At 44.6% G+C, this 12,133-nt stretch carries 11 protein-coding genes; 5 read left to right on the top strand and 6 right to left on the bottom strand.

Going from position 1 to position 12,133, the window contains the following annotated elements; translation table 11 throughout:
• Positions 1-192: 192 nt before the first annotated feature.
• The 4 genes from FPL27_RS02695 to FPL27_RS02710 all read right to left on the bottom strand — a co-directional run bounded on the left by FPL27_RS02695 (position 193) and on the right by FPL27_RS02710 (position 3,531).
• On the bottom strand, positions 193-1,965 hold the full coding sequence (locus tag FPL27_RS02695) for an ABC transporter ATP-binding protein (protein ID WP_143959633.1): 1,773 nt from the start codon (positions 1,963-1,965) through the stop codon (positions 193-195).
• 84 nt (positions 1,966-2,049) lie between these two features.
• Positions 2,050-2,805, bottom strand: coding sequence for a tRNA pseudouridine(38-40) synthase TruA (truA, locus tag FPL27_RS02700; protein WP_143959634.1), 756 nt, complete (start codon positions 2,803-2,805; stop codon positions 2,050-2,052).
• A 160-nt stretch (positions 2,806-2,965) separates the two neighbouring features.
• Positions 2,966-3,286, bottom strand: coding sequence for a type II toxin-antitoxin system PemK/MazF family toxin (locus FPL27_RS02705; protein WP_221936577.1), 321 nt, complete (start codon positions 3,284-3,286; stop codon positions 2,966-2,968).
• The gene (locus FPL27_RS02710) at positions 3,280-3,531 is read right to left on the bottom strand and encodes an AbrB/MazE/SpoVT family DNA-binding domain-containing protein (protein WP_143959636.1); all 252 of its coding nucleotides are present in this window, start codon (positions 3,529-3,531) and stop codon (positions 3,280-3,282) included. Before FPL27_RS02710 ends, FPL27_RS02705 begins: the two co-directional genes overlap by 7 nt.
• 1,002 nt (positions 3,532-4,533) lie before the next feature.
• Between FPL27_RS02710 and FPL27_RS02715 the strand changes: the two genes are divergently transcribed.
• The 4 genes from FPL27_RS02715 to FPL27_RS02730 all read left to right on the top strand — a co-directional run bounded on the left by FPL27_RS02715 (position 4,534) and on the right by FPL27_RS02730 (position 7,404).
• Positions 4,534-5,292 (top strand): 6-bladed beta-propeller, encoded by a 759-nt coding sequence (locus FPL27_RS02715; protein WP_143959637.1) that lies wholly within the window; start codon positions 4,534-4,536, stop codon positions 5,290-5,292.
• Positions 5,280-5,636, top strand: a complete 357-nt coding sequence (locus FPL27_RS02720) for a hypothetical protein (protein ID WP_143959638.1) — start codon at positions 5,280-5,282, stop codon at positions 5,634-5,636. Before FPL27_RS02715 ends, FPL27_RS02720 begins: the two co-directional genes overlap by 13 nt.
• A 111-nt stretch (positions 5,637-5,747) precedes the next feature.
• A complete protein-coding gene (locus FPL27_RS02725; protein ID WP_143959639.1) occupies positions 5,748-6,245 on the top strand; it encodes a DUF4293 domain-containing protein in 498 nt (165 codons plus the stop codon).
• A gap of 55 nt (positions 6,246-6,300) precedes the next feature.
• On the top strand, positions 6,301-7,404 hold the full coding sequence (locus tag FPL27_RS02730; RefSeq protein ID WP_143959640.1) for a trans-sulfuration enzyme family protein: 1,104 nt from the start codon (positions 6,301-6,303) through the stop codon (positions 7,402-7,404).
• 109 nt (positions 7,405-7,513) lie between these two features.
• Here the strand turns inward: FPL27_RS02730 and FPL27_RS02735 are convergent, their stop codons facing one another.
• Entirely contained in the window at positions 7,514-8,692 is a 1,179-nt protein-coding gene (locus FPL27_RS02735) for a 6-bladed beta-propeller (protein WP_143959641.1), read from the bottom strand.
• Positions 8,693-9,155: 463 nt separating this feature from the next.
• Entirely contained in the window at positions 9,156-10,433 is a 1,278-nt protein-coding gene (rocD, locus tag FPL27_RS02740; RefSeq protein ID WP_143959642.1) for an ornithine--oxo-acid transaminase, read from the bottom strand.
• Positions 10,434-10,816: 383 nt separating this feature from the next.
• Between rocD and FPL27_RS02745 the strand changes: the two genes are divergently transcribed.
• A complete protein-coding gene (locus FPL27_RS02745) occupies positions 10,817-11,902 on the top strand; it encodes an IS110 family RNA-guided transposase (protein WP_143959643.1) in 1,086 nt (361 codons plus the stop codon).
• Positions 11,903-12,133: the final 231 nt, after the last annotated feature.

Here is a 12,133-nt window from a genome sequence, read left to right on the forward strand (position 1 = left end):
AAACGGTGCGAATTTAAGATTATTTTGGGGAAAAATTCTTAGTACAAAGTACCATGTACCAGGTATTCGTAGGACAGAAGTTTCCTTTTAGCCATTTACTATCATTTGGCCTTTTTGGGTTTTCGTGTAGGGCGGGGAAAAACTACTTTTTATGCTTTGTGCTCTTTTTTTTCCTTAGTGCCCAATTTCTTTCTAACTCACCATTGACTTCAACTGCATTTGGTGCAGCTGGGCATAAAGTCCCCCTTCGGCGAGGAGTTTCTCATGGTTGCCGATTTCCTTGATCTCACCCTTGTGCATCACGATGATCTTATCAGCCTTGATGATGGTGGATAGGCGGTGGGCGATGACGATGGAGGTTCTCCCTTTCATCATTTTTTCTATGGCTCCTTGAATGAGCTCTTCGGTTTCGGTATCCACTGAGGAGGTCGCCTCATCCAATATGATGATTTCAGGATTGTACACCATGGCCCTCACAAAAGATATCATCTGCCTTTGTCCCACCGAAAGTGTGGCCCCTCTTTCCATCACATTGTAATCAAGCCCACCCGGCAATCTTTCAATAAACCTCTTGGCGCCTACAAGTTCTGCGGCCTCAAGGACTTGTTCCCTTGTAATATTGGGATTCCCCAAAGTGATGTTGTAAAGAATGGTGTCGGAGAAAAGGAAAACGTCCTGTAGCACCACCCCAATGTGTTTTCTTAAAGTGTTGAGCTCGTAATCCTTGATATCGGTTCCATCTACGCGGATGCTTCCTTTGTTGATTTCATAGAAGCGGCTGATCAGGTTGATGATACTGGATTTTCCCGCTCCGGTGGCCCCCACCAGGGCGATAGTCTCCCCATGCTTCACGTCAAAGTTGATGTCTTTGAGCACATATTCCTCATCATTGTAGGCAAACCAAACGTTTTTCAGCTGTATGTCCCCCTGGATTTTTTCGGGTGCATAAGTGCCATTATTAGCGATATGTTCCTCGCTGTCGAGAAGCTTGAAAATCCTCGAAGAACTCACCACTCCAAGTTGCAGAGTGTTGTACCGGTCGGCAATCATTCGGATAGGGCGGAAGAAAAGTTGCAGATACATGATAAAAGAAATCAGCACCCCGACTTTCAAGTCCATGTCAAATACACCCGTAGCCCCGTACCAGACTACCAAACCAATGCCTATAGCCTGGATAATCTCCGCAACGGGAAAGTAAATGGAATAATAAAGGACAGACTTAAGGTGCGCTCTGCGGTGATCTTTGTTGATGTTTTCGAATTTCTTGTACTCTCTTTCCTCCCGGTTGAAAATCTGTACGATGTTCATCCCAGTGATGTGTTCCTGAAGAAAGGAGTTGAGGTTGGAAACGGCATTTCTCACATCATTGAAAGCCACCTTGATTTTTTCCTTAAACACGTAGGTGGATATGATCAACAGGGGCAAGGTGCACAAACTAACCAAAGTTAGCTTCCAGTCGATATAGAACATTACCGCCAAAATGGTAACGAGTTGTAGTAAATCACCGATGATGGCTGCCAACCCTTCGCTGAAAACATCTGCCAAGGTTTCGATGTCGGAAATGTTTCGCGTTACCAGTCTGCCAATGGGGGTATTATCAAAAAACTTAAGCTTCATCCTCAGCAGGTGACGATAAAGCTTAATTCGTATATCGCGGATGATTACCTGTCCAATCCAGCCGGAAAGGTAGGTGTGGGCAAATTGCACGATAGATTGAAGGACCATCAACCCAACCAGCAGGTAGATGATTTTGACAAGGCCTTCACGGTCACCCATGGCCACATAGTCATCTATAGCTATCTGTATAAACAGCGGGCGAGTAGGGGCCAATAAAGCCAATGCTAATGTAAGAACCACAAGGAAGAAAAACCGGCCTCTGTAGGGCTGCACAAACTGGTACAGCTTTTTGAGGACCTTGGTGTCAATGATTTCCCCGCTTTTTACATTTTCCTTTTCTAAACTCAATGTCTAATGTGTTTTATATGAGCAATCTCCCGTCTCCGGTGTCCCGTCTTCGGTCTTCGGTCTTCGGTCCTCGGTCTCCCGTCTTCAAACAAAAATCTCCTCAGGGTAAGTAATCTGGCTCAAAAACAGTCCATGTGCTGGAGCCGATGATCCCGCCTTCCTGCGGTTTTGGCTGGACAAAACCTCTTGGAAACCCTCCAGGTCCAATTTGCCGGTGCCTACTTGTACCAAAGTGCCCACAATCGCCCTGACCATTCCCCTAAGAAAGCGATTTGCCGTAATATGGAAAATCAATCTTTCAGATTTTTGTTCCCAGTGAGCAGTTTTAATTTCGCAGCGGAAGTTATTGACGTTGGTTTTCACCTTACTGAAGCATTCAAAATCAGAGTGGCTCAGCAGAAGTTCAGCCGCCTGGTTCATTTTATCCACATCCACCTTATAGAAACAGTGCCAGGCCTGTTCTTCTGTAAAGGGGTTTTTACGGAGTGTAACGTGGTATTCATAGCTCCTCCAAATGGCATCAAATCGTGTATGCGCCTCAGCCTTGACCGGAAGCAGTTTATAGATTGCAATGTCCGAAGGCAACAAGGAATTGACTCTTTTGAGGAAATCCTCAGCTTCCAGCTTATGTGGATGGTCAAAATGCACGTATTGTTGCTTGGCATGCACCCCGGTGTCGGTTCTGCCGCTTCCCATAGTTTCCACCTCCCTGCGCAGGATGGTCGAGAGTGTCAGGTTCAGTTCGGCCTGGATAGAATGGGCATTCTGCTGCACCTGCCAGCCATGGTAGGCGGTACCCTTGTAGGCCAGCTCCAGAAAGTATCGGTGTTGCTCGTTCATGAGGGGGCAAAGATAGGGATTAGAGGGGAATTAATTAGGAATGGGAAATTAGGAATGAAAAATGAATGAGTTAACCGCAAAAAGGGAAAGCCGCGGAGACTCAGAGGGGGATACCTTGCATCCCATAGCGGTTAAAAATCTTGAAGTTAATTGAATCCTTTTACTCCTCAAACATCGCCTGAAGGACTTCAAGGGCTTGATGACCTGCGGATAGGTTAATTTCTCCTACACTCTTGACCAAACGGGATTTGTCTACACACCGAATCTGGTCTAAAGCAATTTGTCCCTTTTTCCCTGCAAAATGACAACTCACTCGCGTTGGGAATTTCCTGCCTTTAGTAGTCATGGGGGCTATAATGACTGTATTCAGATTATTGTTCATTTCATCTGGAGAAATAACTAAGGCTGGCCGGGTTTTATATATTTCGCTCCCTCTGGTAGGCTTCAAGTCTACAAGGTATACTTCAAATCTTTTTACCATTCCCATTCCTCGTTATCCCAATTGTTTTGAATTAAATCTGCGTCATCCAAAACGCCTTCATCTTTCTCCTTTGCTTTTTTAAACGCTGCTTCCCAAGTGCTCCTTTTTGACTGTGGGGCTTGGATAATAATCTTATTCTCGGACACTGTAATCTCAACCTCTTTTTCAAGGTTGCACATCTCAATGACCTCTTTGGGAAGTATGATGCCTTGAGAATTGCCTATTTTTCTTAACCTTGCTTTCATATCCTTAAGTTATAACTTAGTTATAACAATTACAAGAATTAAATTTAATTGTTGTAAGGACAATGTTCCTCCCCTAAAGGGCTCTGAGCATCACTTTGTCCATAATCCTAATGCTTGCACCCTGGGCGATTTGCTGTATCGGCCGGCTCCTTAATCCATTAATCAGTCCTGAAAGGAATATAGCGCAGCTATTCCCTAAAGGACATTAAACCCTTCAACCAGTAGGGAGTTTGGGGAAGGAGTAAAAAAACACAGATTACACAGAGGGTTTGGGATTTACAATGCGTTGCGCTCTTTTCGTCTCACTTTGCGGCCTTTGCGAGTAATCCTAAAAAAACACAGGTTACGCAGAGGTTTTGGTTTTTGAACAAGCAATGCGTTGCGACCTTTGCGCCCTTCTTTGCGGCCTTTGCGAGAAACCTTTTTCTCCACATAGGGACCTTACAGGGAATTTATAGGGACATTATAGGGACCTTATAGGGATATTGAGTTAGTGATGAGCCGGGTCTCCTCCCATAGCCGGTTATCTCAAATTTAAAGTTTGTCCATACCTGGTCCGTACCTCGTCCGTACCATGCAAAGAGGTAAGATGGAGAGAGGAGGAATACAATATAAATTTCGATAGATATAGCAATGAAAAGAGGGCCAGTATCACTCCCTGCACATTAAACCCAATGTAAGGGCTTAGCGTATGCATGAAGATTGGGAATGCCTTATTATGGGACTTCCGGCTCCTTAATCCTTTCATCAGTCCCTGAGGGGAATAAAGCGCAGCTATTCCTCTCAGGACACTAAACCCTTCAACCACTTGCAATATCCCCGCCTGCAGTCGTCTTACGTTGCGCCCTTTGCGCTCGTCTTGGCGTTCTTTGCGAGAAACCCTTCATCTCGCATCCAGGGATTAAGATTGCTTTTTTAGTTGGTTTGGCCTATCTTGGGCTAAACCCGTTCATCGGGATTGTGAAGCTGAAATAAGGTTGCGAAAATTAAAAATTACTATTAATGACTTATCCAAACTGTACCTTCACCACCAATGGGTTGTCTCTTTTGGTTTTGATAATAATGCTTACAATGGGAGGCTGTACAGATTCCAGCCACATTGAAGAATCCGACATGTTGATCGTGGAGGTGCCCGAAGGGCATGATGAAAATATAGCGCTGGAGGAACTGGCGGAACCGATTGCTTTAATCCAATTGGAAACCAGAGAAGAAGCTTTCATTACAAGTATAAAAGATATCCACTTTCAGAATGAAATGCTCATCGTAAGCACGCAAAACAATCAAGTTCTGATTTTTGACATGGACGGGGAATATTTCGGGAAATTAGGTAAAAAAGGGGAGGGACCAAGTGAGTACAATTTCGTCTCCGCCTTGTCGGTGGATAATGATGAAGATGGGAAGATTTACCTCAGTTCAGGGAGAAAATTAATGGCTTATTCGGCCGAATATGAGTTGCTCGAAGAAGTGAAACTGGATATGCATTTTGATTATCTTAGGGTATTGGACGGGCAGCTTTACGGTTTTACACAAGAATATGGAGTTCCGGTTCCCAATGGCTATGCCAATAGAACTAAGTTCCATACTATCAGCCAAGATATGAAAATTGAAGAAACGCTGGAGATCAGAGAGGTGGTCAATGATACGGATGTAATGGCGACTCCTGGTTTTAAATATTATCTCAGTCTAGTGGATGCCGACCGTTACGTGTATACGCCCAATCTTACCCCGGAAAAAATATTAAGGATACTTTGTTTCAAATAAATGATGGAAGCTTAAAGCCATTTGCCAAATTAAACTTTAAAAAGCCGCACGTCAACGATCAGGGATATAGAAGGTACCATATTTTTAACATTGTAAATACACCTTCACATATCACCTCCAATTATGTAGGTGAAGGGGGTGATCATTTTCTGTTTTTGCACCAGAAAGAAACTGGGAGGAGTTATAATTTTAAATCAGGAGTATTGGACAATCAAGGAGACCGGGTAATGTTAAAGCCTTTAGTCTCAGAGGAGAATATATACTATTACTCCAAAAAACAGGAGTATACAGATCAATCCAATCAAGAAAAGAATCCTACAATAGGGATTGTTAGGTTAAAGTGAGTTTTTGGTCATTATTAAGTCCCACTGCGACCTCCGCGCCTCTGTGGTTATTAGATATTCTTCTTGCGATTATAAACAGAAGGACGTTATTTTGTCAAAACTTCAAGAAAAATGATACAACGCGTACAAACGATTTTCCTTTTTTTGCTGGCACTATGTATGGTGTTGGTGGCACTTTTCCCACTTTGGTCCCAGGTCAACCCTAGCCAGACCGAGCAGGTGATGCTGACGGCTTGGACATTGACGGTGACCACCATTGGTGTTTCCGAAATATCAGAATCTGCTGGGATCGTGAGTCAGACGACCACCGCTTATTTGGGAGCATTGGCAATAATATCTGCCTTGCTGGCACTTTATAGCCTCAGTCAATTCAAGGACAGAAAACGCCAAACAATGCTCAATATGATCAATTCCTTAATCATGGTGGTCATTTTGGGTGCAACTGTTTATCTATCCATCAGCGCCAATGACGCCATAGGTGGTAGGGATACGGGAGCCTTCATGCTCGGCTTTTATGCTATTGTCCTTGCCATGCTGATGAACTTACTAGCCAACCGCTTTATCCGCAAGGATGAATTGCTGGTAAGGTCAGTGGATCGGATTAGGTAAGCAATTAAACCTGCCAGGTTTTAAAAACCTGGCAGGTTTTTTTTATCTTTCCCCTATGAGATTCGAAACCGTAGCCATCCACGCCGGCACCCAGGTCACTGACAGCCGCAAACCCGTGACCCAGCCCATCACCCTTTCTACCATTTTTGAGCATCAGGAAGACTCCCTGATCTATACCAGGGCTTCAAACCCCAACCGCCTGGCACTGGAAAACCTGCTTGCCAAATTGGAAAAGGGAAGGGACGCCGCAGCCTTCTCCTCCGGAAATGCCGCCGGAATGGCTGTTTTTCAAGCCTTGCCGGCAGGCAGCCACGTAATCGCTCCCGAGGATATGTATCATGGACTTCGGTTGCAACTTACTGAACTTTATAAAGGCAAGCTGGAAGTGTCCTTTGTGGATATGACTCGGCCGGAAGAAATCGGAAAGGCTTTGCGTCCCCATACTGCACTTTTGTGGCTGGAAACTCCCTCCAATCCCCTACTTAAAATTACAGACATCATAGCTGCTTGTCAGCAGGTCAAGGATGTCCCGAGCATCAAGGTCGTCTGTGACAACACCTTTGCCACACCTGTGTTCCAGAACCCCTTGGACTTGGGGGCTGATATCGTCATGCATAGCAGTACAAAGTATCTCGGAGGCCATTCGGACATACTCGGCGGGGCTTTGATTACCAAGGAAGAGGATGCTTTCTGGGAACAGATACGATTGGTCCAGAAAGTTGGTGGGGCGGTGCCATCGCCTTTTGATTGCTATTATCTCACCAGAAGCATCAAGACCCTGGCCTATAGGATGAAGGGGCATGCTGAGCATGCGGGTATCATTGCCACCTATTTGGAAAACCATCCAAATGTGCAAAGGGTATTTTATCCTGGCGTGAAATCACATGAGGGTTTTGAGGTGGCTTCTGCACAGATGAGTGGTTTTGGGGGGATGCTGTCATTCTTGTATAATGGATCGGCAGAAGAAACAGACCGAGCCATAAGGAAATTGAAGTATTTCACCAATGCCACCAGTTTGGGTGGGGTTGAAAGCCTGATTGAGAGAAGAGCGGCCGTGGAGGGGCCGGATACCACCACGCCGCAGAATCTGGTGAGGGTGTCGGTTGGCTTGGAGCACCTGGATGACCTGCTGGGGGATCTGGATGGGGCGCTGGGATGAGAAAAAATGGTCACAGACCTGCCTGCTGCAGACAGGTTGTCTGTGCCTCTTTATACCCCTCTATCGTCCTCTCAATAATATCACAGCACTCATGTAGCTGTTATTTTTATTAAAAGTCCTTTAATTTTAACGATACCATCACCTGTTGTTCATCCGGCAGTCTTTTTTTATTTTCTTGAAAGAAAGTATGGATGTTACCTGCGTTTAATTGGACTTTTTTTCCTTTGTATGTTTCAATATATTGGTTATAAAACTGGGTAGAATTGATTATAAGAATGATTTCATCCTCAGTAAAAGTCCAAGGAACCCCATGTAATGGCATACCATCAAGATCATTTTCAAGGTTTTTCCCTTGAAAGAGCTTGTTGAACTCTTTATCATAAAGAATGTAGTGATTGTGGTACCTTCCATAAGGATTGCCCTGATTGAAGTGTAAGAAGTAGTATTTTGACAATGGAAAGAAGGTGTCAACTTCGTTAACTAATTCCCCTTCTCGAATTTTTTCTCTCAAGATTCTATCTGTGGCAAATCGAAACCTTTCTGAATCTGACATGCCGCCGTTCCTTACTTCCCATTCCAAAGTTTGTGACAAAAATCCATCGCTATTGAATTTGGCCACCTGATAGCTATAAGGAATGCGGAAAAAATAAGCCTTTTCTGAAGAATTGGCCATAAATCCATTTTTTGAGGACACATTAATCCAATCATAATTATTAGAAAATTGAAACTGATAATGTTTGTTCTGAGAATTATCTTCCCTTAAAAACATCATGCCATCAGGTCCATTTGAAAAACCCATATAGGAAAGTTTCCAATTTTCCTCCTCATGGAAATAGTAATAAAGTAATTCCTCCTTTTTTTCCTTTAGTAAATTGCCATTCAGATCAAAATATAAGGTCTTGTTTAGGGGATAGTCCCGAATTGTAATTTGATCTTTACCTGCCTGAAAATCTTCTAATTGAAGGTATTCGCCAGGACCTGCGTTCAAATTGGACTTAATGACGGTTTTTAGTAAACCTGAATTTTCAAAAATGAAAATGTGGGATTGCTGTCGGTCCTCAACAAATATATGGTTGTTTTTGATGACCATTTTTGAGGGTTGAGCTAATACATGCTCATCACCAACATCCAAAAGGGTATATTGGACTGAACTAAAAAGGTCTGAAAATTTCTTTACATCTGAATTTTTTAGATCTATCTGAAACCTGAGCACATTGTCTGCTTGGTCAGAATGACAACCAAGCAGAAAAAATAAGCATAAACCGAGTGAGAGGTAGTCTTTGGGCATAATTTTAATTTATTGATAAAAAATAATAGTGATGGCTGAATTTTCAGCCATCACTATTTAATTCAAACTACTGGTCACATAAGGTTTGTTCTGAAATGAAACAGAAATCCGGTGGAGAAAACCTACAAGCATCATAAGTTCCGCCACTGGGACAGGCACTAGTGTCCATTTTATAACCCTGTATTGCATAGGTGCTTAAGGATGATAAAGAAAGGAATAAGAATAAAATAAAATTTTTCATAATGAAAAGTGTTTGGTTAAAAAAAAACTATTAAGTTCACCAACCAATTGATTGGTTTATTAAAGCTAAAAAAAAAAAATGGATACTGCCAAGAAATAGAAGCACTTTAGGATTAAACCTTTAAACCAAGTGCAAAATACTAAAGAATGAGATACTCCTCAAAGTAGTTAACGGGAAGAATGGCAAGAAACCCTTTCTTTGCAAGCCAGGTCCTTTCCTTTCTTACTTCTCAAACCCCTCAATCGTCTTCTCTATAATATCACAGCACTCATGTAGCTGCTCTTCGGTGATGACCAACGGAGGCGCGAAGCGGATGATGTTGCCGTGGGTGGGTTTGGCCAGTAGGCCGTTGTCTTTTAGGGCCACGCAGATGTCCCAGGCGGTGCTGCTGTCCTCGCTGTCGTTGATCACCACGGCGTTCAAGAGGCCTTTGCCCCTGACCAGCTTCACGATGTTGTATTTGTCCACCAGTTTCTGCATCCGCTCTCTGAAGATATTGCCGAGCTTTCTGGCATTTTGGGCAAGCTTTTCGTCCTTTACCACATCAAGAGCAGCCATGGCAACCTTGGCGCCAAGTGGGTTTCCCCCGAAGGTGGAACCGTGCTGACCGGGCCTGATCACGCCCATGATCTCGTCATTGGCCAATACAGCAGAAACCGGGAAGAAGCCTCCCGAAATGGCCTTGCCCAAAATGAGCATGTCCGGCTGGGTGTAGGTTTCCTGCTTTTCGCAATGGCCTTCGCAGCTGCAGTTTCCGCACACGGCCAAAAGTGAACCCGTCCTTGCAATGCCCGTCTGGATCTCATCGGCGATGAAAAGCACATTGTTTTCTTTGCAGACTGCGGCTACTTCTTTAATATAAGTATCGTCCGGGGTATAAACCCCTGCTTCACCTTGGATAGGCTCCACCAGGAAGGCAACCACGTTTTTATTTTCGGCCATGATGGTTTTCAAGGCATCTACATCGTTATATGGCACTTTGACAAAGCCTGCTGTGTAGGGACCGAAGTTTTTACGGGCGTTTTCGTCGTTAGAAAAGGAGATGACCGTGGTGGTCCTGCCGTGGAAGTTGTTGTCGGCCACGATGATGGTCGCCTGGTTCTCTTCAATGCCTTTTTTCTCATAGCCCCATTTACGGGCGATCTTGATGGCGGTCTCCACCCCCTCGGCGCCGGTGTTCATCGGAAGCACTTTGTCGAAGCCGAAGTATTCGGTGATGTATTTCTCGAATGGCCCCAGCACGTCATTGTGAAAAGCCCTTGAGGTCAAAGTCAGGGTTCCCGCCTGCTCAATCAGCGCGTCCTTGATCCTAGGGTGGCAGTGGCCCTGGTTGACGGCCGAGTAGGCGGAAAGGAAGTCGAAATATTTCTTTCCTTCCACATCCCATAAAAATACGCCTTCGCCTTTTGAAAGCACCACCGGCAGCGGGTGGTAGTTGTGGGCGCCGTATTTGTCTTCTAAAGCAATGGCCTGCTGGCTGGAGGTTATTTTTTCAATCATAAAATCTGTAGTTTTGCCCGCACTTATCGGGCTGAGGTTTGTTTTGGGTAAAAACAAATATAGGGAAAATTGACCGATGTCGGAAGTCGGATTTCGGATGAAGATATCCTAACGTAAACTAAAGCCCCTTTAGGGGTTTGGGGTGAAGACGGAAGGAAAGGGGACACAGACCTGCCTGCGCAGGCAGGGTTGCGCGGAGTTTAAAAAGGGAGTTTCACGGAGCTTGCCTTTGCTGCAAGCAGGCCTGTCTGCCGACAAAGGCAGGCTTCTTCGCCGAAGATTTAAATAGGTCACAAAGGTATTATGTTTGAAAAGTAAAGCATAAGCTAAAATTCTTAAATTAAAGGTATAATCCTACTTATCACTTTAAAAGAACATAGCTTATGCCACGCACTAAAGTTAACCAGAAATCCTTTGAAGGACAATGCTTCTATATCGGAATCGATGACCACTTAAGAAACTGGCTGGTCTCCATCTTCGGGGAGCTTTATGAACACAAGACCATGAGCAGGGACAGAAATCCCGACCAGTTGGCCGATTACATGAATGCGAGCTTTCCGGGAGGGACATACAAAGCTGTTTATGAAGCGGGTTTCAGCGGATTCGGCACCTGTAGGAGGCTCAACGAACTTGGTATTGAATGTATGGTCCTCAATGCGGCCGATGTGCCGACGAGCCAAAAAGAAAGGCTTCAGAAAAACGATTCGGTCGATGCCAGGAAGCTGGCCAGAATGCTCCGTGGCGGTGAGCTTGAGGGCATCCATGTCCCAGATACCATTCTAGAGGCTGACCGTACGCTGTGTCGGGTCCGGGATACTCTTGTCAAGGATATGACCCGGAACAAAAGCAGGGTAAAATCTATCCTCATGCAGTTTGGGGTAGAGATCCCTGCCCGCTTTTCGGCAGTGCAGACTAGGTCATGGTCAAAGGTTTATATGGAATGGGTTCTGGGGCTTGAAGAACTACATCCGAGTATTAGGCAGACTATAGCCGCCTTGGTGGAGAGCGGCATGGCGCTGAAAAAAAATATTCTGAATATAACCCGTCAGATACGCGAACTTGCCGAAAGTGACAGGTATCGGGATAATTGCGATAGATTAATAACCATACCCGGTGTGGGGCTGGTTACGGCTATGAACCTGCTGACCCAGCTGGGCGATATAGAGCGGTTCAAAACACTGGATGAGCTTTGCCATTATATCGGTATTGTGCCGAACACCAGGAGTTCCGGTGAAAAAACTGCCACCGGCAAGATAACCAGAAGAGGCAGGAAGAAAATTAAGATCTTGCTCATTGAGGCCTCTTGGGTAGCCGTAAGAAAGGATCCTGCCCTGATGGCAAAGTTTAACGAACTGAGCAAAAGGATGAATAAAAACAAGGCAATCATCAGGATCGCCAAAAGCCTGCTCAACAGAATCCGCCACATGCTCCGCCATAAGACAGAGTATGTGACCGGTGTAACGGGTTAAGGAATTTTAAAAAACCAATAATGACCGAGTAATCTTGGAAAATTGGACGGGGAATAAACGGTAGTGTGTGCCTGCGGCACCCGTAAGGGAGGACCGTTACACAAAGGTTACGTCCCCTTCCTCTTTAAAATGAAAAATACATTGCGGCCGAAACGGACTGCTGATAGGAGATTAATTGAAGAGGTTACAAAAGGTCAAATTATATGTATATGAGGAATACGGGATTTATCT

The organism is Litoribacter populi, assembly GCF_007483685.1.
Taxonomy (GTDB): domain Bacteria; phylum Bacteroidota; class Bacteroidia; order Cytophagales; family Cyclobacteriaceae; genus Litoribacter; species Litoribacter populi.

Excerpts from the sequence above, each read along its gene's own strand:
- FPL27_RS02745 (WP_143959643.1), top strand. The coding sequence starts at position 10,817 with ATGCCACGCACTAAAGTTAACCAGAAATCCTTTGAAGGACAATGCTTC.
- FPL27_RS02735 (WP_143959641.1), bottom strand. The coding sequence starts at position 8,692 with ATGCCCAAAGACTACCTCTCACTCGGTTTATGCTTATTTTTTCTGCTT.
- FPL27_RS02715 (WP_143959637.1), top strand. The coding sequence starts at position 4,534 with ATGACTTATCCAAACTGTACCTTCACCACCAATGGGTTGTCTCTTTTG.
- FPL27_RS02705 (WP_221936577.1), bottom strand. The coding sequence starts at position 3,286 with ATGGTAAAAAGATTTGAAGTATACCTTGTAGACTTGAAGCCTACCAGA.
- rocD (WP_143959642.1), bottom strand. The coding sequence starts at position 10,433 with ATGATTGAAAAAATAACCTCCAGCCAGCAGGCCATTGCTTTAGAAGAC.
- truA (WP_143959634.1), bottom strand. The coding sequence starts at position 2,805 with ATGAACGAGCAACACCGATACTTTCTGGAGCTGGCCTACAAGGGTACC.
- FPL27_RS02730 (WP_143959640.1), top strand. The coding sequence starts at position 6,301 with ATGAGATTCGAAACCGTAGCCATCCACGCCGGCACCCAGGTCACTGAC.
- FPL27_RS02725 (WP_143959639.1), top strand. The coding sequence starts at position 5,748 with ATGATACAACGCGTACAAACGATTTTCCTTTTTTTGCTGGCACTATGT.
- FPL27_RS02710 (WP_143959636.1), bottom strand. The coding sequence starts at position 3,531 with ATGAAAGCAAGGTTAAGAAAAATAGGCAATTCTCAAGGCATCATACTT.